Source organism: Streptomyces sp. NPDC036764 (assembly GCF_055609385.1).
Window position 1 is genome coordinate 353414 of record NZ_JBVJPT010000008.1, and the last position, 23149, is coordinate 376562.

21 protein-coding genes and 1 pseudogene are annotated in these 23149 nt (G+C 69.0%); 14 read left to right on the plus strand and 8 right to left on the minus strand.

The features are described from left to right. The first annotated feature begins 59 nt into the window (after nt 1-59). The 3 genes from ACZ69Q_RS28465 to ACZ69Q_RS28475 all read left to right on the plus strand — a co-directional run bounded on the left by ACZ69Q_RS28465 (nt 60) and on the right by ACZ69Q_RS28475 (nt 2907). Complete coding sequence (locus ACZ69Q_RS28465; protein WP_471046895.1) at nt 60-1379, plus strand: sensor histidine kinase; 1320 nt, start codon at nt 60-62, stop codon at nt 1377-1379. After that, nucleotides 1343-1987: a LuxR C-terminal-related transcriptional regulator gene (locus ACZ69Q_RS28470; protein ID WP_471046896.1), complete on the plus strand. Its 645-nt coding sequence runs from the start codon at nt 1343-1345 to the stop codon at nt 1985-1987. The genes ACZ69Q_RS28465 and ACZ69Q_RS28470 overlap by 37 nt, the downstream gene beginning before the upstream one ends. A 137-nt stretch (nt 1988-2124) precedes the next feature. After that, nucleotides 2125-2907, plus strand: coding sequence for an SAM-dependent methyltransferase (locus tag ACZ69Q_RS28475; protein ID WP_471046898.1), 783 nt, complete (start codon nt 2125-2127; stop codon nt 2905-2907). 55 nt (nt 2908-2962) lie between these two features. Here the strand turns inward: ACZ69Q_RS28475 and ACZ69Q_RS28480 are convergent, their stop codons facing one another. Next, a complete protein-coding gene (locus ACZ69Q_RS28480) occupies nt 2963-3535 on the minus strand; it encodes a CGNR zinc finger domain-containing protein (RefSeq protein WP_471046900.1) in 573 nt (190 codons plus the stop codon). A gap of 128 nt (nt 3536-3663) precedes the next feature. Here ACZ69Q_RS28480 and ACZ69Q_RS28485 point away from each other — a divergent pair, with 128 nt between their 5' ends. Continuing rightward, entirely contained in the window at nt 3664-4536 is an 873-nt protein-coding gene (locus ACZ69Q_RS28485) for an alpha/beta fold hydrolase (RefSeq protein WP_471046902.1), read from the plus strand. Nucleotides 4537-4665: 129 nt separating this feature from the next. After that, nucleotides 4666-5550 carry a hypothetical protein gene (locus tag ACZ69Q_RS28490; RefSeq protein WP_471046904.1) on the plus strand — a complete coding sequence of 295 codons (885 nt, stop codon included), beginning with the start codon at nt 4666-4668 and terminating at the stop codon, nt 5548-5550. A 43-nt stretch (nt 5551-5593) separates the two neighbouring features. Here the strand turns inward: ACZ69Q_RS28490 and ACZ69Q_RS28495 are convergent, their stop codons facing one another. Next, nucleotides 5594-5968: a hypothetical protein gene (locus tag ACZ69Q_RS28495; RefSeq protein ID WP_471046906.1), complete on the minus strand. Its 375-nt coding sequence runs from the start codon at nt 5966-5968 to the stop codon at nt 5594-5596. Nucleotides 5969-6201: 233 nt separating this feature from the next. On the opposite strand from ACZ69Q_RS28495, the gene ACZ69Q_RS28500 reads away from it, so the two are divergent. After that, a complete protein-coding gene (locus tag ACZ69Q_RS28500) occupies nt 6202-7542 on the plus strand; it encodes a ferredoxin reductase family protein (RefSeq protein ID WP_471046908.1) in 1341 nt (446 codons plus the stop codon). 119 nt (nt 7543-7661) lie between these two features. Next, the gene (locus ACZ69Q_RS28505; protein WP_471046910.1) at nt 7662-9011 is read left to right on the plus strand and encodes a YncE family protein; all 1350 of its coding nucleotides are present in this window, start codon (nt 7662-7664) and stop codon (nt 9009-9011) included. A 71-nt stretch (nt 9012-9082) separates the two neighbouring features. Here ACZ69Q_RS28505 and ACZ69Q_RS28510 read toward each other — a convergent pair whose 3' ends face one another. Further along, on the minus strand, nt 9083-11203 hold the full coding sequence (locus tag ACZ69Q_RS28510; RefSeq protein WP_471046912.1) for a right-handed parallel beta-helix repeat-containing protein: 2121 nt from the start codon (nt 11201-11203) through the stop codon (nt 9083-9085). A gap of 279 nt (nt 11204-11482) precedes the next feature. Here ACZ69Q_RS28510 and ACZ69Q_RS28515 point away from each other — a divergent pair, with 279 nt between their 5' ends. From ACZ69Q_RS28515 to ACZ69Q_RS28525, 3 genes are all read left to right on the plus strand, one after another. Continuing rightward, entirely contained in the window at nt 11483-12934 is a 1452-nt protein-coding gene (locus tag ACZ69Q_RS28515; protein WP_471046914.1) for an FG-GAP and VCBS repeat-containing protein, read from the plus strand. Nucleotides 12935-13178: 244 nt separating this feature from the next. Next, complete coding sequence (locus tag ACZ69Q_RS28520) at nt 13179-13754, plus strand: RNA polymerase sigma factor (protein ID WP_471046916.1); 576 nt, start codon at nt 13179-13181, stop codon at nt 13752-13754. Beyond that, the gene (locus ACZ69Q_RS28525; protein ID WP_471046918.1) at nt 13751-14359 is read left to right on the plus strand and encodes a hypothetical protein; all 609 of its coding nucleotides are present in this window, start codon (nt 13751-13753) and stop codon (nt 14357-14359) included. Before ACZ69Q_RS28520 ends, ACZ69Q_RS28525 begins: the two co-directional genes overlap by 4 nt. A gap of 246 nt (nt 14360-14605) precedes the next feature. Here ACZ69Q_RS28525 and ACZ69Q_RS28530 read toward each other — a convergent pair whose 3' ends face one another. Further along, the gene (locus ACZ69Q_RS28530; protein ID WP_471046920.1) at nt 14606-14872 is read right to left on the minus strand and encodes a LapA family protein; all 267 of its coding nucleotides are present in this window, start codon (nt 14870-14872) and stop codon (nt 14606-14608) included. A 95-nt stretch (nt 14873-14967) separates the two neighbouring features. Beyond that, the gene (locus ACZ69Q_RS28535) at nt 14968-15270 is read right to left on the minus strand and encodes a hypothetical protein (protein ID WP_471046922.1); all 303 of its coding nucleotides are present in this window, start codon (nt 15268-15270) and stop codon (nt 14968-14970) included. A gap of 167 nt (nt 15271-15437) precedes the next feature. Between ACZ69Q_RS28535 and ACZ69Q_RS28540 the strand changes: the two genes are divergently transcribed. Beyond that, entirely contained in the window at nt 15438-16271 is an 834-nt protein-coding gene (locus ACZ69Q_RS28540) for a YhjD/YihY/BrkB family envelope integrity protein (RefSeq protein ID WP_471046924.1), read from the plus strand. 240 nt (nt 16272-16511) lie between these two features. Here the strand turns inward: ACZ69Q_RS28540 and ACZ69Q_RS28545 are convergent, their stop codons facing one another. Both ACZ69Q_RS28545 and ACZ69Q_RS28550 read right to left on the minus strand, forming a co-directional pair. Next, complete coding sequence (locus tag ACZ69Q_RS28545; protein ID WP_471046926.1) at nt 16512-17678, minus strand: fatty acid desaturase family protein; 1167 nt, start codon at nt 17676-17678, stop codon at nt 16512-16514. A 19-nt stretch (nt 17679-17697) separates the two neighbouring features. Beyond that, entirely contained in the window at nt 17698-18780 is a 1083-nt protein-coding gene (locus ACZ69Q_RS28550) for a ferredoxin reductase (protein WP_471046953.1), read from the minus strand. Between the two features lie 607 nt (nt 18781-19387). Between ACZ69Q_RS28550 and ACZ69Q_RS28555 the strand changes: the two are divergent. Then, nucleotides 19388-20005: pseudogene (locus ACZ69Q_RS28555) on the plus strand (tyrosine-type recombinase/integrase); the annotation flags it as partial. Nucleotides 20006-20726: 721 nt separating this feature from the next. Then, nucleotides 20727-21587 (plus strand): hypothetical protein, encoded by an 861-nt coding sequence (locus ACZ69Q_RS28560; protein WP_471046928.1) that lies wholly within the window; start codon nt 20727-20729, stop codon nt 21585-21587. Nucleotides 21588-21648: 61 nt separating this feature from the next. Here ACZ69Q_RS28560 and ACZ69Q_RS28565 read toward each other — a convergent pair whose 3' ends face one another. Then, nucleotides 21649-22545 (minus strand): YDG/SRA domain-containing protein, encoded by an 897-nt coding sequence (locus ACZ69Q_RS28565; RefSeq protein ID WP_471046930.1) that lies wholly within the window; start codon nt 22543-22545, stop codon nt 21649-21651. A 293-nt stretch (nt 22546-22838) separates the two neighbouring features. Between ACZ69Q_RS28565 and ACZ69Q_RS28570 the strand changes: the two genes are divergently transcribed. Continuing rightward, nucleotides 22839-23149, plus strand: a 311-nt coding sequence (locus ACZ69Q_RS28570) for a toll/interleukin-1 receptor domain-containing protein (protein WP_471046932.1), incomplete at its 3' end; no start/stop codon positions are given.

Genomic DNA, 23149 nt, shown 5'->3' on the forward strand with positions numbered 1-23149 from the left:
TGAGGGCACGGGGCACTTCGGCCCACGTAGCGCACAGGCAGCAGAGAGGACCGGGTCGTATGGACCGCACGACGCAGCTCGGGGTGAACCGCCCGCCGGACGGGATCAGGGGATTCTCGGTCGCGGCAGGGCTGGTGGGACTGCGGCGGGCGATGACCCTGTGCTGGCTGTCCACGGCGGCCTTCGGCCCGTCCCTGGCGGTCTCCGGCGCGATCTGGCTGATGGGCCCCGGCCTCGGCTTGGTGCCGCGCGCCATGGAGGGCGTGCGCAACCTGGCCGCCCGCCGGCGCGAACTGGCGCTGCGCTGGTCGGGGGTGGAGATCCCCGGCCCGCCCGGACCGCTGCCGCCCGTGCCCGAGAGCGCCTCAGGGGTGGCCGCCCGCTACCGGTGGATCACGAGCGACCCGCAGACCCGGCGGGAGTGGGTCTGGGTGCTCGTCGACCCGCTGGCCGGCGCGTTCTTCGCGTTCTTCCCGCTCGCCCTGATCCTCAGCGGAGTGTGGGGCATCTTCCTCGCCTTCTTCGGTGTTCCGCTGTCCGTCGAATGGGACGGCCTGTGGTACCAGTTCATCCCGATCGAGGGGCAGGCCACCGCCGTCCTCGCCGGTGTGCTCGGCGTCCTCCAGTTGCCGCTGGCCCTGTGGTCGGCGCCGCGCGCCGTGCGCCGGCACGCCCTGTACACCCGCTCGATGCTCGCCCCGAGCGAGAGCGAGATGATGGCCGGCCGCATCCAGCACCTGGCCACCACCCGCTCCGACGCCGTCGACACGCAGATGGCCGAGATCCGCCGGATCGAACGCGACCTGCACGACGGCGCCCAGGCCCGCCTGGTGGCGATGGGCATGACCCTGGACGCCGCCGAACACCTCCTGGAGAGCAACCCTCAGGCCGTGCGCGCCCTGCTGATCGAGGCGCGCGAGTCCTCCTCCAAGGCGCTGGAGGAACTGCGCAACCTGGTCCGCGGCATCCACCCGCCGGTACTCGCCGACCGTGGACTCGTCGATGCGGTAAGGGCGTTGGCCATGGTCTGCCCGGTCCCCACCGAGGTCCAGGTCGACCTCCCGGGCCGCCCCGAGATGCCGGTCGAATCGGCGGCCTACTTCGCGATCTCGGAGATCCTCACCAACGTCGCCAAGCACTCCGGAGCCGACCGGGCCGAGATCGACATCCATTACGATCGCGGGATGCTCCGCATCACCGTCACGGACGACGGCCACGGCGGTGCGGACGCCTCGCGCGGCACCGGCCTGCGGGGCATCGAGCGCCGCCTCGCCACCTTCGACGGAGTACTGGCCGTGAACAGCCCCGTGAACGGACCGACCATGGTGACGATGGAGCTTCCGTGCGCATTGCCCTCGCCGAAGACCACTTCCTCCTGAGGGACGGACTCATCCGCCTGCTCGGCGCGTACGGCCACGAGGTCGTCGCCGCCGTGGACAACGGTACGGAACTGCTGGACGCGCTCATCAGGGAGCGGCCGGATGTCGCGGTCGTCGACGTCCGGCTGCCGCCGACCTTCACCGACGAGGGCCTGCGCGCGGTGCTGGCGGCCCGCGAGCAGATGCCGGACCTGCCGGTGCTGCTCCTGTCCCAGTACGTCGAGCCGCTCTACGCACGGGAGTTGCTGGCCGACGGTGGCCGGGGCGTCGGCTACATGCTGAAGGACCGGGTCACCAACGGCAGCCAGTTCCTGGACTCCATTCGCCGGGTGGCCGAGGGCGGCACCGCGCTGGACGCCGAGGTGATCTCCATGCTGCTGGTCCGCAAGGAGCGCGACGAAGCGGTGGGCAGCCTGTCCGCACGCGAGCGCGAGGTCCTGGAGTGGGTGGCGCAGGGGCGTTCCAACGCCGGTATCGCACAAGGGCTGTTCATCTCGGAGAAGGCCGTCGCCAAGCACATCGGCAACATCTTCACCAAGCTGGGCCTGCTGCCGGGGGATGCCGACAACCGGCGGGTGCTGGCCGTGCTGGCGTATCTGGACCAGTGACGACCGACCCCTGCAGGAGATGGCCAGAACATCACGGTGCGTGAGGCATATCTGAGTCAACTCCCGTATGGACAAGGGGAGTTGACCTAGGTTGGTTGCTGATTTGACCATTGGCAACGCTCAGCAGGAGGCCCGCCGTGCCCGACGATCCCACCAAGCCCCACTCGGCCCGCTTCTGGAACTACTTCGTCGGCGGCGAGGACCACTACGAGGTCGACCGGCGGATCGGCGACGAGATCAAGGAGATCTTCCCGGGCCTGGTCGAGGTGGCCGTCACCAGCCGGCACTTCCTGGGCCGTGCCGTACGCCATCTCGCCGGTGAGGTGGGCATCCGGCAGTTCCTGGACATCGGCACCGGCTTGCCGACCGCCGACAACACCCACCAGGTCGCCCAGCGTGTGGCCCCGGACGCCCGGATCGTCTACGTCGACAACGACCCCATCGTGCTGGCACAGGCGAACGCCCTGCTCACCAGCACCCCGCAGGGCGCGACGACGTACCTGGAGGCCGACCTCCACCGGCCCGAGGCCGTTCTGGAGGCCGCCGCGGGCACCCTCGACCTCTCCCGGCCGGTCGCCCTGATGATCCTCAACACCCTCGGCCATGTCGCCGACTACGACCAGGCCCGCAACCTCGTGCGCCGGCTGCTGGCCGGTCTCCCCGCGGGCAGCCACCTGGTGATCAGCGACAGCACGGCCACCAGCGAGGGCATGATCGCCGCATCGGAGGCGTACAACGCGAGCGGCGCCGTGCCCTACCACGTCCGCAGCATCGGCGAGATCGCCGGCTTCTTCGACGGCCTGGACCTGGTGGACCCGGGCATCGTCCAGGTCCCCGAGTGGCGCCCCGACATCCTGGGGCCCGCGGATCCGGCGACGGTGGCGGTCGACGCGTACTGCGGGGTGGGCCGCAAGCCCTGAGGGTGCCGGCTCCTCCTGCTCGCCTTCCCGGTCCGGCCCGGCGCGCGTTCCCCGCTCAGCCGGCCTCCGGCTGTTCCCCCTTGTGGCGCTGGTAGTGCCGGGCGACGCGCATCCGATTGCCGCAGCGGGCGGCCGCGCACCAGCGGCGGCGCGGATGGGTGGGCAGGAAGAGCATCACGCAGTCGTCGGCCTCGCACTTGCGGATTCCGCCGACCGCCGGATCCGCCAGCAGCTCGGCGGCGGCCTCCGCGAGCCCGGCGGCCAGCCGCACCCCGGGTGAGCCCTCGCGCCGCCGCGCGACGGCCGTCGCCGACCCGTCCCACACCAGCTCACTGATCGCCGGCGCGGCGCGCTGCGCCCGGTTGAGCCCCTCGATGTCCTCGTCCGAGGGCCGCTCCCCCCTGCGTACACGATCGAGGGCGCGCGCGGTGTGCTCCCGTACGGCGAGCACCGCCGCCAGATCGGCGTCGCCGACCTCTTCCGGTACGTCCTCCGAGAGCCGTTCGGCTTCCAGCACCCACCAGGCCCGCAGCCCGTCGGGCGTGGTCAGCAGGTCGCCCGTGGTCGGCCGGGTGTTGACCAGGTCCAGAGCCAGGGGCTCTCCGGTCAGCGGTGCGGGATCGCTCATGGGCTAATGGTACATGCGGGGGTTGACACGTTAGCCAGTGCGGGCGCAGGCTTGCCCTAACGCATGAATCAAGTCGCAACCCATTAGGAATCCGTAACCCATCGGAACCCGCTCGAAGGAGACCGGTCATGCTTGCTCCGACCCCCCGCACGCTCCACCGCCACCTGGACGTGGACGGCGTCCGCGTCTTCTACCGGGAGTCCGTCCCCGACCGACCCGACGCCCCCGTGCTCCTGCTCCTGCACGGGTTTCCCTCCGGCTCGCACCAGTTCCGCGGCCTCATCGACGCGCTCGGCTCGCACTACCGGCTGATCGCCCCCGACCACCCCGGCTTCGGGCACACCCAGGCCCCGGACGGGTTCACGTACACCTTCGACCGGCTCGCCGACATCACCGAGGGCTTCGTCCGCGGCCTGGGCCTGGACCGGTTCGTGATGTACGTCTTCGACTTCGGCGCCCCCATCGGCCTGCGCGTCGCCGAGCGCCACCCGGAGTGGATCGCCGGCCTGGTCGTGCAGAACGGCAACGCCTACGAGGAGGGCCTCTCCGAGATGGCCCTCGGCCTGATCGGCCTCACCCCGGAGACCCCCGGCGCCGACGCCACCATCGACGGCGTGCTCACCCTCGCCGGCACCCGCAGCCAGTACGAGACCGGCGTCGCCGACCTCGACCTGATCGCCCCCGACGGCTGGACCCTCGACCAGCACTTCCTGGACCGGCCCGGCCGCAAGGAGGCCCAGCGGTCACTGATCTTCGACTACCGCTCGAACTTCGAGCGCTACGCCGACTGGCAGGCGTGGCTGCGCCGCCACACCCCGCCCACCCTCATCACCTGGGGCCGCAACGACCCCTTCTTCACCGAGCCCGGCGCCCGCGCCTACCTGCGCGACCTGCCCGACGCCGAACTGCACCTCCTCGACACAGGCCACTTCGCCCTGGAGACGCATCTGCGGGAGATCGCACCGCTGATCGCCGATTTCCTGGACCGCGCCTGGAAGTAGCCCGACCCCGCCGGGCCTGCGCACCGCGGCCCCAGGGTGCGAAAATCGATACGGACCTCTGCGGCGCGGGGAGCCGCGCTCGGCGGGCGCGGGGAGTTCCTTCGCGGCCGGCGCGAAGAGGGAGCGTCGATGGACCTGGAAACTGTCGCCGACGAGCTGTACAGGCTGCGGCCGGAGGAGTTCACCGCCACCCGCGCGGCCCGGATGGCCGAGGCCCGCACGGCCGGCGACCGCGCGCTGGCGGACCGCATCGGCAAGCTGCGCCGCCCGAGCCTGTCGGCCTGGGCCGGCAACCTCCTGGTCCACGAAAGCCCTGGCGAGGTCGAACCGCTGCTCCGGCTCGGCGAGGGCCTGCGGCAGGCCCACCGCGACCTGGACGGCGCGCAACTGCGTGAGCTGAGCCGGCAGCAACGGGTCCTGATCACCGCCCTGTCCCGGCAGGCCGGACAACTGGCCGCACAGGCAGGCCGCCCGATCACCGAAGCCGCCCGCCACGAGGTCGAGGACACCCTGCGTGCCGTCCTCGCCGACCCCGAGGCGGCCCGGGAATGGGCGACCGGCAGGCTGGTCAAGCCCCTCACCGCGAGCACGGGATTCCCCGCCGTCGCCGAAGGCGCCGCCCCCGTACCCCCACGGCCTGCCGCATCCCCGCCTTCGGGGCGTCCCGGCACCAAGGCCGCCAAGGCAGCGGCCGCGGACCGGCGCCGACGGCTCACCAAGGCCCGAAAGGAGGCCGACGGGGCCGCACGGGAACTGCGCACCCGGGAGAAGGAGGCGGCGACCGCGAGCCGCGAGGCGTTCGCGGCCAAGAAGCGCTGGGACGAGGCCCAACAGCGCGTCAGCGACCTGACCGCCGAACTCCAGCACGCCAGGGAGGAGCAACAGCAGGCGCGTTCCGCGGAACAGGCGGCACGGGAGGGTGCGCGCACGGCCGACCGCGGGGTCCGCGAGGCGCGGCGCAGGGCGGACGCGGCAGCGGCGGAGGTGGAGCGCCTGGATACGCAGGAGGCGTGACCCGGCGTCGTCAGGGTGTGCGGGTGGGGGGCGCCGCACAGCTCTATCGAGCCTCCAGCGTGCCGATCCGCCCGAAGGCCGCCCCGCTCTTCGGGCACGCCCAGACAGCCGTACCGCCCGCGACGGTCGCCGTGAGGGGATGGTTGTCCGGGTGCTGCGGACAGTGCGGCCACACAGCCGGCGCACCCTCCGCGCAGAGCGCCTCGACCGCCCAGTCCTGAACCTGATCGGCGAGGTTCGCCAGACGTTCCGCCGGAGTGGGGTCCCAGGGCGGGACGATGCCCTGCCCGCTGCCGTCGCGCGCATACATGACGAGCCCGAACTCGGGGTGTTCCTCCAGCCTCGGCTGTACGGAGGACTGCGCACGCAGGTCGTGCAGAACCGCGTCCAGGGCGTGCGTGAACTCCTCGTCCGACATCCCCTGCTCCACTCCCGATCGCCCTCGGTCATCACGCGCTGCTTCTGATGTTACTGAAGCGCCGAACGCGCCGAACTCCCCCCGGATTGGGGTCGTTCCGGCATGAACGGATCCGGTCCGCGAGCCGTATCCTTACCCGATCGAGGTGTGCATTAGGGCGAATTCACCGATCTTCATGGGGTTTGTGCACACGGGTCGCAAGTACTGCGACCTCGGGGGGATGAGAGGCGACCATGACGACAGCGAGCAACGCGGTGCGCAGAGGCGCCGTACTTCCGGTGCAGGCGGCGCGCGGGGCGATGTGGACATTCGTCATCGTCAACGTGGTGATCGTCGAGGCGTTGTTCATCAGCGCCGGTGAGGGAAAGAACGGCGTACTCACGGTCGCCAAGTTCTTCGGCCTGCACGCGGCCCTGCTGATGCTGTTCCAACTGCTGCTGGTGGCCCGGCTGCCGTGGCTGGACCGCCGTATCGGCATGGACCGGCTCACGGTGTGGCACCGCTGGGTCGGCTTCACCCTGCTGTGGACCGTCCTCACCCACGCCACCCTGGTGGTGCTCGGCTACGCGACGCTCGACGACACGTCGATGGGGAAGACGTTCGTGGCGCTGAGCGGCGTGCCGGCCTCCCTGCTCGGCATGCTCGCCGCGGCCATCATCGTCGTGATCGCCGTGATCTCCACCCGCGGCCTGCGCCGACGCCTCCAGTACGAGGTCTGGCACGGTCTGCACCTGCTGCTCTACGTCGCCCTGGGCCTTGCGTTCGTCCACCAGTTGCAGGAGACGACGACGTTCACGTCCTCCGCGTTCGCCACGGCGTACTGGTGGATCCTGTGGCTGTTCGCCTTCGGTGCGCTGCTGACGGGCCGTGTCGTCATGCCGCTGTGGCGCAACTCCTACCACCAGTTCCGCGTCGCGGCCGTGGTTCCCGAGTCGGACAACGTGGTCTCCGTGTACGTCACCGGCCGACACCTCGACAAACTCCCCGCCCGTGCGGGCCAGTTCTGCATCTGGCGGTTCCCCGGGCACCACCACTGGTGGCTGGCCAACCCCTTCTCCCTGTCGGCGGCGCCCGACGGACGAGGGCTGCGCCTCACGGCCAAGGCGGCCGGCAGCACCAGCGCCGGCCTGCGGAACGTCCCGGTCGGCAGCCGTGCCTTCGTCGAGGGACCGTACGGCGCCTTCACCTCGCTGCACCGCTCCCGGCCCGGCGTCCTGCTGATCGCCGGCGGCGTGGGCATCACACCCGTGCGCGCCATGCTGGAGGACCAGACGACCGGCGACTTCGTCGTGCTGTACCGGGTCCGCAGCGAGGCCGACGCCGTACTGCTGGACGAGGTTCGCCATCTGGTAGCGCTACGGGGCGGACGACTGCACCTCATCACCGGTAGGACCGGCGAGGGCGGCACCCCGCCCTTCGACCCGGGCAACCTGTACCGGATGGTCCCCGACATCACCGGACGCGACGTGTACGTCTGCGGCCCGCCCGCCATGACGGCGGCCGTACTCGCCGGACTGCGGGACCTGCAAGTCCCGGCACGACAGGTGCATGCGGAGAGGTTCGGCCTGGCCTGACCCAGCAGGTCGCCGAAGTGACCGAGGCACATCGAACCGGGTGACACATGGTCACCTTCCTGCGCTCTTCGAACGGGAGGTCGAAAACGACCGCCCGAATCCGAGGAGGTCCTGTTCACTTGCGCATCCACAAACGCGCCGCCCTCGCGGCCGCAACGGCACTGATCGGCTCGCTGACCCTGATCGGGGCGGGGTCGGTGAGCGCCACGGCAGAGGAGGCCGCAGGCGCGGCGGGCGTGGCGCTGCCCAGCGCCTCGTTCCGGGACATCGTCGTCGACGGAGTGCACGACCTGGTGTTCGTCAGCGACCCGAGTGGCGGCAGCATCGTCGTCACCGACTACGCGGGCACGGTGGTCCGGCAGATCACCGCCGAGGAGGGGGCCGCCGGCCTCGCGCTCTCGGCGGACTCGAGCAAGCTGTACGTGGCCCTGTCGACGGCGGGCGCGATCGCCGAGATCGACACCGCCACCCTCACCGAGACCAACCGCTACCCGACCGGCGCGGACACCGAGCCCCAGACCCTGGCGACGGCGGGCGGCAAGCTGTGGTTCGGCTACACGGTCGGCAGCAGCGGCGGCATCGGCTCGCTGGACGTGGCCGCACCGTCCCCCGTGGCGACGCTCGTCCCGAGCGGCCGGTACTGGTCCTATGCCCCGTCCCTGGCATCGTCGCCCGCCGACCCGAACGTCCTGGTGGCGGGGGAGGAGGGGGTCAGCCCGGCGACCCTGGCGGTCTACGACACGTCGACCGGCGCCCTGCAGAAGCGAGCCGAGCGCGGCTTCACCTCGTCGCCGTCGATCTCGTTCCTCAACGACTTCGCGGTGACGGCGGACGGCCAGAACATCGTCGTGGCCGCGAACAACCCGTACGACCACCAGATCGTGCGCGTGTCGGACCTGACGTCGAACGGCTCCTACTCGAGCTGGCAGTTCCCGAACGCGGTGGCCGTGGCGACGGACGGCACGGTGGCGACGGGTGCGGACGGCGACTTCGTGAAGACCTACCGCCCTGGCACCACCTGGCCGTCGCTCCACGAGTACGCCGTGAACGACCTCCAGCGCGACGGCCTCGCCTGGGCCCCGGACGAGAACCGCCTCTTCGCGATCACGGGCTTCTCCTACGGCAGCGCCCCCACACTCCACGTCCTGCCGGACGCCGGCAAGCTGGACACCACCCTCAACCTCCAGGCCCCCGCAACCTCCCGCAAGGGCAAGGAGCTGACCATCACGGGCCAGTTGTGGGCAGGGGAGCCCTTCCCCGCGGGTACGACGGTGGAAGTGACCCGCACAGACGCGGACCACCCGGCCGGCACCCCGGTCGGCACCTTCCCCATCTCCACGACTACGGGTGAGTTCACGCTCACGCAGACCCCGCGTGCGACGGGCGACATCACCTACACCGCCACGTACAAGGGCGACGGCCAACACACGCCCGCAACAGCCCGGACGACGGTGACGATCACCAAGTAGCCCCGCCGCAGCACCATCTCACCGATGGCCCCGGCCCATCCGGGTACGGGGCCGTTCGCCGACCCGTGGCCTCACTCTTTGTTGCGGGCACGGACCACAAGGCCCAGGCAATCCGCCGCGAGGTCCCAAGCGCCCCTGCTGTTGCCTCTCAGATCATTGTCCTCGACCACACCGCCACCTCCCTCGTAGATCCAAACGGCCTCATATTCGTTGCCCTTGATCCGATTGGTGCGCAGGTTCGACTTGCCGTGCGTCTTGATCTCCACGCCCGCCCTGCTGTTGGCGGTGATGTCGTTGTCCTCCAGCGTCCCCAGGCCGCTGTCATTGACGTAGACGCCGGACTGTTTGTTGTCGTGGATCTGGTTGTGGCGCAGGGTGGGGTCGCCGCCCTTGCTGATCGCCACACCCGTCCTGCTGTTGGCGCTGATGTCGTTGTCTTCCAGCGCCCCGAGGCCGTTGTCGTAGACGTAGACGCCGGACTGCTTGTTGTGGTGGATCTGGTTGTGGCGCAGGGTGGGGTTGCCGCCCTCTTTGATCGCCACGCCCTGCATGGTGTTGGCGGTGATGTCGTTGTTCTCGAACGTCCCCAGGCCGCTGTCGTAGACGTAGACGCCGGCCGACGTGTTGTCGCGGATGTGGTTGCGGCGCAGGGTGGGGTTGCCGGCCCCGCTGATCGCCACGCCCTGCATGGCGTTGGCGGTGATGTCGTTGTCCTCCAGCGCGCCGAGGCCGTTGTCGTAGACGTAGACGCCGGACTGTTTGTTGTCGTGGATGTGGTTGCGGCGCAGGGTGGGGTTGCCGCCTCCGCTGATCGCCACACCCGTCCTGGTGTTGGCGGCGATGTCGTTGTCCTCCAGCGTCCCCAGGCCGTTGCCGTTGACGTAGACGCCGGACTGTTTGTTGTCGTGGATCTGGTTGTGGCGCAATGTGGGGTTGCCGCCCTTGCTGATCGCCACGCCCTGCATGGTGTTGGCGGCGATGTCGTTGTCCTCCAGCATCCCCAGACCGTTGTCGAAGACGTAGACGCCGGCCGACTTGTTGTCGTGGATCTGGTTGCGCCGCAGGGTGGGGTTGCCGGCCCCGCTGATCGCCACACCGCCCCTGGTGTTGGCGGTGATGTCGTTGTCCTCCAGCGTCCCCAGACCGCTGTCGAAGACGTAGACGCCGGACTGCTTGCCGTCGTGGATCTGGTTGCGGCGCAGGCGCGGGTCGGCTCCGCCGCGGATGGCGACGCACGAGAGCCCCTGACTGCTGATGTCGCAGCCTTCGAGTTCCAGCCGCCCCTGGGTGATGTCCACGCCGAACCAGTCCGCCCCCGTCTGACGCAAGGTCAGGTTGGCGACCCGGCCGATGCTGGCCTGGAACATCAGGGCGTCGGCGTCGCCGGTGCGGATCTGGATGTCGGCGGCCGGGCCGTCGCCGAGGACCTCCAGCGGTTTGTCGATCACCAGGCCCTCCTCGTAGAGACCTGGCCGGACCAGGATCCGGTCGCCCGGTTGCGCGGCCTTGATCGCCGCACCGATGGTCGTGAAGTCTCCCCGGTGGTAGGGGTCGACCACATGGGTCGGCGGTTCGGACTTGGCCGTGCTCCTCCTGACACCCCCACCCATCCGTTCCGTGACCCTGGGTCCCTCTTCATGCGCCTCCGTGAGGCGGGCGGTGGGCTCCCGGACGGCGGCGGGCGGCTTCCAGAACGTGTCCCGCATACGGGACGCCAACTGTGCGGTGGCCTTGCGGACCACTGGCGAGGTGAACGGCTCGAACCGCAGCTCGCGCCAGTCGGCGTACTGGCGTGAGTGGAGTAACCGGGCCATCTCGTCGGTTTCGCGCAGCTCGGGAACGTCCAGCTCCTGGGCGCTGATGTAGTACACCGGCAGGATCAGGTCCGTGCGGCCCAGGTCGCGCTCCCGCTCCAGGAACCGCGTCACCTCCGACCGGCAGGCGGGGCTGCGGAACAGGCTCGGCGTGACGATGACCAGCAACAGTGTCACCGCGTCCAGCGCTTCGTCGATGCGCTGCTGCCAGTTCTGGCCCCAGGCGACATCGTTGCGATCCTGGAAGATCGCGAACTCCTCGCCCGTCTGCGCCCGCACCTCGGCACCGAGCCGTTCCCTGAACTGGCTGAGCAGGCCGTCGTCATGCTGATCGTTGAAACGGACATAGCTCATGAACGCCGCAGGCTGACCGGACATGACATCCCTCCCCCACCACAACGTGCGAATACTTACACACAGGGAGTTGCGAGGGTCCGTTTTTCCGCGGGCCGGGATCTCCAGGCGATGTCCAACAGTTCTCCAAGAGGGAGAACCGAGGCGCACACAGTCAGCGGCGCCGGAGGGGCCTTTGAGCCACCCACCCCCGGGATGACTCGCGGCAGCCCGCGTACAACCCTTCGGCCACCGCGTACGTCGTAGAGCGCAGTCGATCAGATCAACAGGTCGCTCACAGCACGATCTCGACAACGGAGACACATGCGCGCCAGTCGTACCGCCCTCGCCGCTGCCGTGGCCCTCGCGGCAGCGGTCTGCACACCGCTCCTGACGGCCCCCGCGGCGTCGGCGGCCCCCGCCAAACTGTCCGACGACTTCAACGGCGACGGCTACCGCGACTTCGTCATGCTCGGCGGCTCGCACGGCAAGGACGGCCGGGTCACCGTCGTCTACGGCACGTCGACCGGCCCCGGCACCCGCGTCCAGACCATCCACCAGGACTCGCCCGGCATCCCCGGCGCGGTGGAGGAGGGCGACGGATGGGGCACCGCCGCCGCCACCGGCGACCTCGACCGAGACGGATACGGCGACCTGGTCGTCTCCTCGCCCGGCGAGAACGCCGGCACCATCCAGTCCCGGGGCGGGCTGACCGTCGTATGGGGCAGCGCGGGCGGCCTCGGCTCGGGCACGGTCTTCAACTCGCCGGTCCCGCAGGAGTACGAGAACCAGGGCGACCACTTCGGCGAGGACGTCGTCTCCGGCGACTTCGACGGCGACGGCGACCCGGACCTCGCCGTGACCAGCAACAGCCAGGCGGGCGTGGTCCTCCTGAAGGGCCCCTTCACGCGCACCGGCGCAAAGAGCGGCTGGGACTCCCTGGGCGGCGGCTACGGCTATCTGTACGCCCCCAACCTCGTCGCCGGCCGGGTCACCGCCGACGCCGCGACCGACCTGTACATGCTCGGCTCGGATCTCCAGGCGGACAACGACCTCAACCTGCGGGCCTACTTCCACCCCGGCGGCAGCACCTTCACCCAGCGGGCGGGCGAGCTGCTGGTGCCGGACGACGGCAACCACCAGGGCGGTGACATCCTCGCCGTCGGCGACTTCGACAAGGACGGCTACGGCGACCTCGCCATCGGCCGCGGCTACGAACCGGGCGACGGCGAACGCGGCTACGTCACCGTCCAGTACGGCGGCTCCGGCGGCCCCAACACGGCCCGCAAGCCGGTGAAGTTCAGCCAGAACACCACCGGAGTGCCCGGCTCCTCGGAGAACGAGGACTACTTCGGCTCCGCCGTCGCCGCCGGCGACGTCAACGGCGACGGCTACGCGGACCTCGCCGTCGGCGCCCGCGGCGAGGACCTCGGCACCAAGCGCAACGCCGGCTCGGTCACCGTCCTGCTCGGCCGCGCGGGCGGCCTGACCGGCACCGGCGCCAAGTCCTACACCCAGGACACCTCCGGCATCGAGGGCACTCCCGAGACCGATGACCAGTTCGGCGCCCACCTCAAGCTCACCGACTACACCCGCGACGGCCGCGCCGACCTGATGATCGACACCAACGAGCAGCTCGGATACGAGGACCGCTGGGGCCTCGTCCACCAGCTCAAGGGCTCCACGTCGGGCATCACGACGACGGGCTCCAAGACGTATTCGGTGACGACCCTGAGGCTGTCGTATGCGCGACTGGGCGGGCCGTTCGCACGCTGAGCCGTTGGCTGCTGAGCCCATTGACCGCTGCGACGACTGACCGCTGCGGCGACCGCTGAGGAGCGATCCACAGCCGGCCCCCTGCTTGCGGGCACCGAGCCCGCAGGCGGGGGGCTTTGCGTCGAGCGACAGCGCCCCGAGTGGCGCAGACCCGGGCCTGGATGTCGGCCCGACCGGTCACGTATCCGTACGCCCTCGCCTGAAAGGATCCGGCCGCTGCCGGACAGGACGGGTTGTGGAATCCATGACGGAAGAGGAGTCGCGCCAGAGGCAGCGGGCGCGCTTCGAAGGACTGGCGCACGTGGTGGTGGAACCGTTGCACCGGTATCTGCTGCGACGGACGAGCGCCGACATGGTCGACGACATCCTGGCCGAGGCGATGCTGGTGCTCTGGCGCCGTATCGACGACGTCCCCGGCCTGGGGCAGGCGCCGGGTTCCCCGCCCGACCCCGATGACGTGCTGCCGTGGTGCTACGGGGTGGCGCGGGGCTGCCTGGCGAACGCCCGCCGTGCCGACGGGCGCCGGCTCCGGCTGGTGGAGCGGTTGATCCGGACGCGGGAACAGCAGTTGGCCGGGGTCGCCGACCACAGCGGTCTGCATGCCGCGCTCGCCGCACTGGGGGCGCTGGACCGCGAGGTGGTGCGGCTGTGGGCGTGGGAGGAGCTGGCACCCCGACAGATCGCGGAGGCGACCGGGCTGACGCCCAACGCGGTGAGCATCCGGCTGCACCGGGCGAAGAAGAAACTCGCCGAACAGTTGGGGCGAAAGCATGACGAACCGTCCGGACACAAGAGGGATGAAGGAAGGAGCGGTCAGTGAATGACGACGAGTTGCTGGCCCGGCTGAAGGCCGCGGACCCGGCGCTGACCCCACATGCTCCGCTGCCCGACATCGACCGACTTGTGGAGGACATCTTGACCACCGACACCGCGCTCCAGACCGGCAGTACGGCCCCCGAGAAGACCGCTGCGCGACGGAGCCGCCGTCAGCTCCTAGGACTCGCGGCGGCTGCAGGTCTGCTTGTGCTCGGCGGCGGCATCGCCGGAGGATTCATGGCGAACAACGACAACGGGCACTCGGCCGCCTCGGCCGGCCCACTGAAACTCACCACCCACAGCGGCTCCGGCAGCCAGAAGTGTGTGGCACCCAGTCCCGACACCCTGCGCGGCTACCCGACCCTCTTCGCTGGAACCGTCACCTCCATCAAGGGCTCCACGGTCACCTTCCGCGTCGACTACTGGTTCAAGGGCGGCGACACGAAGACGGTCGTGCTCGACAGCGACGCGAGCCGGCCGGAGGCGCTGACGTTCTCGGAGGGCGAGCGCTACATCGTGGCCGCCGAGAACGGCGTCGTCCCGGCATGCGGCGCGAACTGGGCCTCGGACGAGACCGTCGACGAGTTCCGCCAGGCATTCGTGAAGTAACGGAAATCAGCTACACGGACGATGATCCGGGCCCACCGACGGCCGCGGTGGACCCGGCCGGTTCGGCGCCTGTGCCCGCTCTCGGCGGGACTGCCCCTGGGGACTGACTCGGCTGGGCGCCATGATCCGTGAGGGCGGGGGAGAGACGTCCGACTTCAGCCCCGTACGACCGCTCGACCGCCGCAAGGCATGCGGCCCGGGCCAATGGAATGGCATTCCGCTCCGACATGCGGGCGGCGCAGGAACTTACCGCGACTTTCGGGAATGCCGCTTCGGGCGTCGGCGCAGAGTAAAGGCGCAGGCCAGCATGCCGAGGCCCCAGGCGATCAAAAGGGCACCCCACAGCGGCATGGTCACCTGCGGGATGAGAAGGCGGATCTCGACGCTCGCGCGGTTCTCGAAGATGAAGACCAGAGCGATAGCGGTGATCACGACGAACGGTATGAGGCGGCGGACACCGGGGCGGGAAAGGAACGGCGTGTGAGCCTTGTGGTCTGCGCTGGTCTCGGCCATGGGGCGCCTCTCCATCACGTACCCCTGCATCCAGGGTCCCCTTTGACTACGAGGCGCGCCACCGAAGGGGCCGCGCGGAGGACAGGGCGCGGCGGTCAACAGGAACACGAACCGCACGCGACAGCGCCCCGGCCTCCCGCCGCCGTCCTCACCGCCGTGGGCGAGTTCTGCACTGTCTGCACGGCGGTCGCCTTAGCCGTCGGACCGGTCCGCCCGGGGTCTTCACGCACGTCAACCCGCCCGTGGCGGCGGCTGTGCTGTCCGGTGCGGACCGTGGCCACGGCCGGTTCGTCGGTGGTGGTGTCCACGTAGATCGCTTCGAGTACGCCGATCTTGTGGCCGTTCGGGTCGACGACGCTGTGGTTGCGCCACTCGTGGATATCGGCTGAATGGATCATGGCCTGGCTCCTGAGCCGTGATCCGGGCCAGTGCGGGCCGCCCAGCCGCCCCTGCGGGAATTCGCCGCCCGTTGAGGGGCCGATAGGCCCTTGCCTTTGCAGGTTATCGAGGACCTCTGTGTCGCGCCCTCGCGCGGTGACGGTGCCGACCGTGGTACTCGACAGGCATGCCGATGAAGCCTTCCGGTGCCGCGGACCGTCCATCTCGCTACGGGCGGCTGCGCCGGGCGATCACCAGTTCAGCAGCCGGGCGTGGATGGCGGCGGAGCAGGGATATTGAGCTGTGGTCGCGTTCGCTGAGCTTCGCGGCGCTGGGGTTGCTCACGCTGGTGCCGCTGCTGATCATTGTCTCCTCTGCCGATCCCGAGCACGGGCGGGGGTTTGCCCAGTGGCTGGGGGAAGGGCTTGGCGTGTCGAGGGCATCCAGGCAGCAGGTCGAGCTGTTGTTCATCCGGCCCGGCCAGGCCCTGCGGACCACGACCGCGTTCGGTATCGCAGCTCTCGCCGTGTTCGGTCTGAGCTTCGGGGCAGCGGTGCAGACCGGGTACGAGAAGGTCTGGGACCTGCCGCCGGCCCGCTGGTGGGCCAGGTGGCGGCATGTGGTGTGGCTCGGAGTCCTCACCGGATACCTCTTCGTCTCCGCCACCATCACGCTGCGGCGTGAACCCCTGGCAGGTGGGGCCGTGGCCTCGTTGAGCGCCGTGCTGTTGCTGTGGTGGTCCCAGCGCCTGCTGCTCGGCGGACGGATCCGCTGGCGTGCCCTGCTGCCCGGAGCCGTGGCCACCGTGATAGGGCTGCTCGGCCTGAGGGTCTTCTCCAGGCTCGTCTTCTCGCCGTTGATCGCATCCAACGCCGTCACCTACGGACCCGTCGGAACCGTCCTGGTCATCCAGTCCTGGCTGGTCGGCGTCGGTGTCGTCGTCTTCGGCGGTGCGCTGGTCGGCCGGCTGCTGTACGAGGAACTCCCTCGCACGGCACACGCACTGAAACGACACAAGTAAGAGGCTGCGGGGCAGGTGGTCATTCGGCCTGGCCGGAACCGGCAGTGCGGCTGCGACAACGACTCCGGCGCAACAACGCCGGAGTCGCCCTTCCGGGCGGCTGCACGTGAGCGTGAGCCAACCCACGATCCATGTTACTGCGGCTGGTGCAGCTCGCACCCTTGACGGATACGCCCGTGCGGTGGATCTCCGTGACCCGCTGACCTGCGCAGCAGCCGGGCGGAACCGGGAGCCGTGAGCTCAACTCTCCTGTGCCTTCGCCCGGGCCGGACCACCGGACGCCTCTGCTGGGGGTCCCGCCCTGTGGATCCCAAACACCGGCCCGGCTTTTCCTCGGCCGTCCGGCACCGAGTGCCGCAGGACGCGGCCCCACATGGACGCGTACTGGCGCCACAGCGGCCCGCTCACATACGTGATCCCGTGCCGGGCGCAGATCTCGCGCACCCGTGGCGCGAGTTCGGCGTAGCGGTTGCTGGGCAGGTCGGGGAAGACGTGGTGTTCGATCTGGTGGCTCAGGTTGCCGGTGAGCAGGTGGAGGAGGGGACCGCCCTCGATGTTCGCCGAGCCCTGGATCTGGCGCAGGTACCACTGGCCGCGCGTCTCGCCCTCCATCTGTTCCTCCTCGTACGAGAAGGTCTGGACGTCGCCCGGGAAGTGGCCGCAGAAGATCACGGTGTGCGCCCAGATATTGCGGAGCCCGATCGCGGTGACATTGCCCAGCAGACAGGGCAGTGCCGACGGCCCGGAGAGCAGGGGGAAGAGGACGTAGTCCTTGGCCGTCTGGCGCACGGCCTTGCGGGCCAGGCCGGCCAGGTCGCCGAGGATTGCCCGCACGCTCTTGCGGCCGGACGGCACGGCGTCCGCCTCCAGGTCGTAGAGGGCGATGCCCCACTCGAAGACGGGGGCGAGCAGCGCGGTGTACAGCGGCTGGAGGAGGTGGACGGGACGCCAGCGCTGCTCCGGGCTCATGCGCAGGATCGTGTAGCCGAGGTCCCGGTCGAGGCCGACGACGTTGGTGTAGGTGTGGTGCAGGTGGTTGTGGGTGTGCTTCCAGGCGTCGGCGGGGGTGAGGAAGTCCCACTCCCAGGTGGTGGAGTGGATCGCCGGGTCGCCCATCCAGTCCCACTGGCCGTGCAGGATGTTGTGGCCCAGCTCCATGTTCTCCAGGATCTTGGCGGTGGTCAGCATCGCGGTGCCCGCGAGCCAGGCGGGCGGAAAGAGGGATACGGCGAGGGCGGCGCGGCCGCCGGCCTCCAGGGCGCGCTGGGCGGCGATCACCGTACGGATGTAGCGGGCGTCGTCCGCGCCGCGCGCCGCGATGACCTCGGCGCGGATCCGGTCGAGTTCCTCGCCCAGTTCCTCTGTCGGTTTCCCGGTTGCGTTGTTGAGTACGGCAGTTGTGGACATCGCAGGCTCCTTGAGGAGGCTAGAGAGCGAGGGCGAGGGGACCTGCCGCTCCATTGACGCAGGTCTGGATCAATTCGCCCGGTTCACCGTGCAGTTCACCGGTCCGCAGATCGCGGACCCGGCCGTGGACCAGCGGTGCGAGACAGCCGAAGCAGATCCCCCGGCGGCAGCCGTACGGCATCGCCACACCCGCCCTCTCCCCGGCCTCCAGCAGGGGCAACGACGCGGACGAGTCGGCCTCGACGCCGCTGCGCTCGAACCGGACCCGGCCGCCCGGCATGTCCGAGTCCTGCGCCGGCACTGGCGTCAGCCGGAAGCGCTCCACGCGGAGCCGCTCACCGGCACCTGCCGCCGCCCAGTGCCGCTCCAGTGCGTCGAGCAGCCCGTCCGGACCGCAGGCCCAGGTCTCCCGGTCGTACCAGTCCGGGCAGAGCACGCCCATGTGTTCCGGGACCAGCCGGCCCGCGGTACGGGTGTACCGCGCATGGACGCTCAGCCAGGGCAACCGGGCTGCCAGCCCGGCCAGTTCGGCACGGAAGAGGAACTCGTCCGGGCCGGGTGCGCTGTGCAGGAGTACGACGTCGGGGGCGGGCCCGGGGAAGCGGCGGCCCGCGAGGGCGCGCAGCATCCCCGCCACCGGGGTGATGCCGCTGCCCGCCGTCACCATCAGCATCCGCGGCGGCAGCGGATCCTCCGGCATTGTGAACTCGCCCTGTGCTGGGCCGAGTCGGAACACCGTGCCGGGGCGGGTCCGGTGTACGAGGTGCGGGGAGACCCGGCCACCGGGATCCTCCTTGACCGTAATCGTCAGTGTCCGGCCCGGCGCCTCGGGGGGTGAGGTGATCGAGTACGTACGCCAGTGCCGTACGCCGTCGATCTCCACCCCCACTGGCAGGTACTGCCCGGCCCGGTGCCCCGCCCAGCCGCGCCCGGGACGGATCTCCAGCGTGGCCGCCCCGGCGCACTCCGGCCGCACGGCGACCACCCGGCCCGCGAGATGGCGGGCGGACAGCAGGGGGTCGATCAGGCCGAGGTAGTCGTCCGGGGCGAGGGGACTCGCAAGCGGGCTCACGAGAGCACCGGTGATCCGGCCCGCCACCATCGGCACCCGGCCACCGCCCCACTCGGCTAGCCTGGCGGCAAGACCGATCGACGCGCGCAGAACCGGCATGGGGGAACCCTTCTCTCACCACTGGGCACGCGGGGGCAGGGCGCGTCGGGCTCGTCGGGCGCATCCCCGCATCGTGTACTCGGGATCGCCTCGGTCACGTGCGTCGGCCCCCAAGTGGCGGGCCGCAGCCGGCGTCCCGCCAGAGAACCACAACGACACGTCCCATGGCGGACGCGGAACCAGATTCCGCCACCCCACCCGCCCCTCCTTCCACTCACGCCGGGCGACAGGGGCGATCCCGCCCGGCGCACACGGAGGGACCTCGGAAGCAAGGCGTACGAATTCCGCGCCCGTCCATCGCACCATGGCCGAATCCCGTTTGGGCGCACGCCGCGTCAGCGCCCGTGCGGCTCGACACACCTCAGCTCCCCGACGCTGGGCGTAACCCGCGACAGTGTCAGCGCCTCTCGGTTTGCGCTGCGGTGTCCGGGGCCTGCCGATCCCCGCGGAGAACGCACCGCTGTTCCGTCAGGTGTCCGTGAGGTGGGTGGCGACTTCGTCGCCGACGCGGGTCCCGCGGGCTGCTGTGTGCATGCTGCGAGTTCTGCGCTCAGCTCTGTCATCTGCCTGCCGTGAGGAACTGATCACGCGCAATGTCGCCAAGCTCGTCGAGCCTCCTCGCACCGACGATCGGGAGCTGAAGCCCTGGACGCTGGGCGAGACCCTCGACTTCCTGGCCGCGTCCCGCAAAGACTCCCTCTACGCGGCCTTCGTGCTTGCCATTGCGATGGGCCTGCGCCGAGGGGAGATCGTCGGCCTTCGCTGGTCTGACCTAGACCTCGACAACCGCGTCCTCTACGTCCGCCAGCAGACCCAGCGCTGCCGTGGCGTCCTGTACGACGACGATCCGAAGAGCCGCCGGCGCCGAGCCGTCCCGCTACCCGCCCTCTGCATCGCGCCCCTGCGCTGGCACCGCATGCGGCAGGCTGCCGCTCGCACCAAGGCGGGGGAGAGGTGGCACGAGTCCGACTACGTCTTCGCCACCCGTACCGGCCGCCAGGTCGAGCCGCGGAACATCTACCGCTCGTTTACGCGCGTCGCCGAGTCCGCCGGCCTGCGCGTCATCCGCCTTCACGACGCTCGACACGGCACGGCGACCCTTCTCACGGTGGCCGGGGTCGCACCCCGCGTCGTGATGGAGATCCTCGGGCACTCATAGATCGGCATCACCATGGACGTCTACACGCACGTCGTGCAGGAGAAAGCGGCGGCCCGGTCGTCAGTGACCGACCCCGTTGATGTCAGAAGTAGATGTCAAAGGCCCCGGACCATGATCGGTCCGGGGCCTTTTGGCTGGTGCCCCCGGCAGGATTCGAACCTGCGACACCCGCTTTAGGAGATCATCCAGGCAATCCGCTGGTCAGGGCTGAGGCTTCTCCTGCTGTGGCGAATGGTGCGGGGCGGGCCCTCCTGGTACGGCAACGTACGCCGACGTTGCCGTCAACGACTGCCGTCGGTCGTCTTTGGACCGCACGCATCAGGGGGTCTGGACACAACGTCTGCTCGATCGGGCACACAGGGCCACTCTGACCCTTCTCGTGGGCGCGGGCGAGGGCGTCCATCCGTACCAGTCACCACCCTCAGTGAGCTTTGCGATGACGCGTTGGAATGCTTGCAGGCCCTTCGTGCGGGACGAGCCGTTGCCCGCGGGATGGCGTGGGCACCGCCGGTTAGAGAAACGTGGACCGAGAGCTCATGGAAAGCATGTACGACGTGTGGCGAAAGCACTGCCTCCGATGAGGCGGATGTTCGAGTACGCGGCAGCGCAGGAGCATCAAATCAAGCAACAGATGAGTCAGGAGGGCTTTCCCTGTGCGCCCCGACGTGCGACGGTAGACGGCGCCTCAAACTGCTGATCGTGCCGGGGGTGCGGATTGTTGCGCATAAAGGAACTCTGGCGAGAAACGCCGAATGTAACAAGATGGCTCTGCCTAGCGATGCCTTTGGTTGGTGTTTGTGGCGTCGCCGTTGGAGTTTTCGGAGACGAACACGGGTGGTGGAATGACCGAGGCTTTCTAACTAACCTTTTGTCAAGTTTAACGGGATTGTTCTTCGGTGTGCCATTCGCACTCATAGTGCTCGGACGGTTGTCAAATGCCCAGGCGGATTTGATCGAGCAACGTGCCGTGCGTCGCCTGTGTGAGCGAGCCACTGAACATTTTGACTCCGCTCTTGATGATTTCTCTCAAAAAGTTGCTCTTCGCGACGACTCGTCGTCACTAAAAGAGCTGGCTAGGGAGTGGAAGGAATCGCTCGATACCGCAGAAAGAATGTGCCGCGTTGCACTTGCACTTACATGGACGGACGCAGGTCCGGCAGGGAGGCGAGAAGCAATAGAGGAGGCAGTAAATGCCGTGGACGCTGTGATGTCACTCAGGCCGTTCGTCGAATCTGGAAGTTATACCGAGGATGTTGAATTTTCAATTAAGGCGGTCAAATCTCGGTGGAGTGAGCTTGATCAAGAGGTTCGTGTTCGCGCAGCGGAAGTTGACCTCGCCTGGGTCTCGCATTCTTTTCGTGGAGCTGTGGCAGACGCGTTTAGCGAAGATCTATTTCTCTTCTTTACGCAGAATAATCAGCCCCCGCGAAACGATCTTGATGGTTCTTCTCGCCTGAATAGATTCCTCATCGAAGCGAGCCGGGAGAGGAAAGCTGCGGCCGACTTGTGGGCGGTACTCACAGCATCAGATGAAATTAGGAGGTCTGTCGGTGTACCGCTGCTTAGAGGTCACCCCTAATCAGGCCGACTGCTAGCACTTCGTCATCCGTTGTGCGTCCTCCACTTGCTGCGACCGCGGCCTAGTGACGCCAGCGTTCGCGGTGGTGCCGGACGCACTCCAGGTCGATCGAGTGGCGGCGGTCGGTCCTCAGGGTGCCGGCAGGCTGACCGCCGCAGATCACTGTGAGGTCGTCTTCGATGACGATGGCGCCGGCGTCGAGCATCACGTGGCAGTTCGGGCACAGGCAGAGGACGTTGCCGGTGGTGTCTGGACCGTTGTGAGGGGCTCCGAGGGCTCGAATGTGGGCGCCTTCGCTGTAGCTACCGCCGGGAACCTCGATTCGCACGTCACAGACTTGGCACCGGTTGCCGTGCCAGGCCTTCACCTGCCGCTTCACGGCGCTGCTCCGCACGATGCGCTGCACCGTCGAGGTGATGCGTTCCGGGGTCTCGTTCCCTGCGACGGCGGCAGCCTCCGAATCGACAGGCGTGCTCGGGAGCTCCGGCTGCTGTACCGGCTGAGGCGTGGGCGTGTCGTCGTAGGCTTCGAGGCGGAACTGCCAGATGAGGAAGCCATCGATTCCGAGCTTGCTGGCATAGCTGGTGACTCGATAGAGGCCGTCGTAACGGTAGCCAGCCGCGGGCGCGTAGGGGGCATCGCCCTGGTAGCCCCGCAGGACGCGAACGGGGAGCCCTTCGAGGTAGCTGGTCACAAGCGCCGCGTTACCGGAGTCTGCCAGGGACTGATCGCTCACCTGGTTGCCGGCGCCATCTTGGCCACCGTGTCCGGTGTAGACGATGACGTCGCCGTAGTCCGCGTCGTCCTTGTACCCGCCGGACACGACGATGGACTCTGCGCCAGTCCTCTTTGTCCCACAGATGCCTGCCTGCAACGGCCGATGCACGCCGGCCTCGTGCGCCTGCCGGCGCGTGCTGAACTCCTGGCCCGCTTCAACGTTGGGTACGTCACCGATCATCGCCACAGCCTGACACGTCGCGCTGACACTCACGCAACGGTTTTCAAGACCGGTCAAGGACTCGCACAGGAACCGTTCCTGACCAGGATTCGCTAACTGCGCTCCCTGCGGCGGCGGGATGCTGGCTGGAGGATGGCCACGCGGGGGCAAGCGCAAGCATCTGCTTTGTAGTCGCGGTGGGTTGCTGCACGTCGCTCACAAGTGCCGTATGTGCGGCTGCCGTTGTGTGCTTCACCGATCACGGGTTGGGCCGGTCTGCCAGAATTCACATGGTGCGGCGGGAGGGGGATGCCATGTCCGGTAAGCCGGCGGCGTTCATGAGCTATGTCCGTTTCAATGACGAGCATGATGACGGTTTGCTCAGCCAGCTTCGGGAACGGCTGGGCACCGAGGTCCGGGCGCAGACCGGCGAGGAATTCTCCATCTTCCAGGATCGCAACGACGTTGCCTGGGGGCAGAACTGGCAGCAGCGCATCGATGAGGCGCTGGACGAGGTCACACTGTTACTCGTCATCATCACGCCGAGCTTGTTCCGCAGCCCGGCCTGCCGGGCGGAGGTGGCACGGTTCCTGGAGCGGGAGAAGGAGCTGGTCCGCTCGGACCT

Coding starts and splice junctions, on each gene's coding strand:
- ACZ69Q_RS28465 (WP_471046895.1), top strand. CDS start 60: ATGGACCGCACGACGCAGCTCGGGGTGAACCGCCCGCCGGACGGGATC.
- ACZ69Q_RS28480 (WP_471046900.1), bottom strand. CDS start 3,535: ATGAGCGATCCCGCACCGCTGACCGGAGAGCCCCTGGCTCTGGACCTG.
- ACZ69Q_RS28485 (WP_471046902.1), top strand. CDS start 3,664: ATGCTTGCTCCGACCCCCCGCACGCTCCACCGCCACCTGGACGTGGAC.
- ACZ69Q_RS28490 (WP_471046904.1), top strand. CDS start 4,666: ATGGACCTGGAAACTGTCGCCGACGAGCTGTACAGGCTGCGGCCGGAG.
- ACZ69Q_RS28495 (WP_471046906.1), bottom strand. CDS start 5,968: ATGTCGGACGAGGAGTTCACGCACGCCCTGGACGCGGTTCTGCACGAC.
- ACZ69Q_RS28500 (WP_471046908.1), top strand. CDS start 6,202: ATGACGACAGCGAGCAACGCGGTGCGCAGAGGCGCCGTACTTCCGGTG.
- ACZ69Q_RS28510 (WP_471046912.1), bottom strand. CDS start 11,203: ATGTCCGGTCAGCCTGCGGCGTTCATGAGCTATGTCCGTTTCAACGAT.
- ACZ69Q_RS28515 (WP_471046914.1), top strand. CDS start 11,483: ATGCGCGCCAGTCGTACCGCCCTCGCCGCTGCCGTGGCCCTCGCGGCA.
- ACZ69Q_RS28520 (WP_471046916.1), top strand. CDS start 13,179: ATGACGGAAGAGGAGTCGCGCCAGAGGCAGCGGGCGCGCTTCGAAGGA.
- ACZ69Q_RS28530 (WP_471046920.1), bottom strand. CDS start 14,872: ATGGCCGAGACCAGCGCAGACCACAAGGCTCACACGCCGTTCCTTTCC.
- ACZ69Q_RS28535 (WP_471046922.1), bottom strand. CDS start 15,270: ATGATCCATTCAGCCGATATCCACGAGTGGCGCAACCACAGCGTCGTC.
- ACZ69Q_RS28540 (WP_471046924.1), top strand. CDS start 15,438: ATGCCGATGAAGCCTTCCGGTGCCGCGGACCGTCCATCTCGCTACGGG.
- ACZ69Q_RS28545 (WP_471046926.1), bottom strand. CDS start 17,678: ATGTCCACAACTGCCGTACTCAACAACGCAACCGGGAAACCGACAGAG.
- ACZ69Q_RS28550 (WP_471046953.1), bottom strand. CDS start 18,780: ATGGTGGCGGGCCGGATCACCGGTGCTCTCGTGAGCCCGCTTGCGAGT.
- ACZ69Q_RS28565 (WP_471046930.1), bottom strand. CDS start 22,545: ATGATCGGTGACGTACCCAACGTTGAAGCGGGCCAGGAGTTCAGCACG.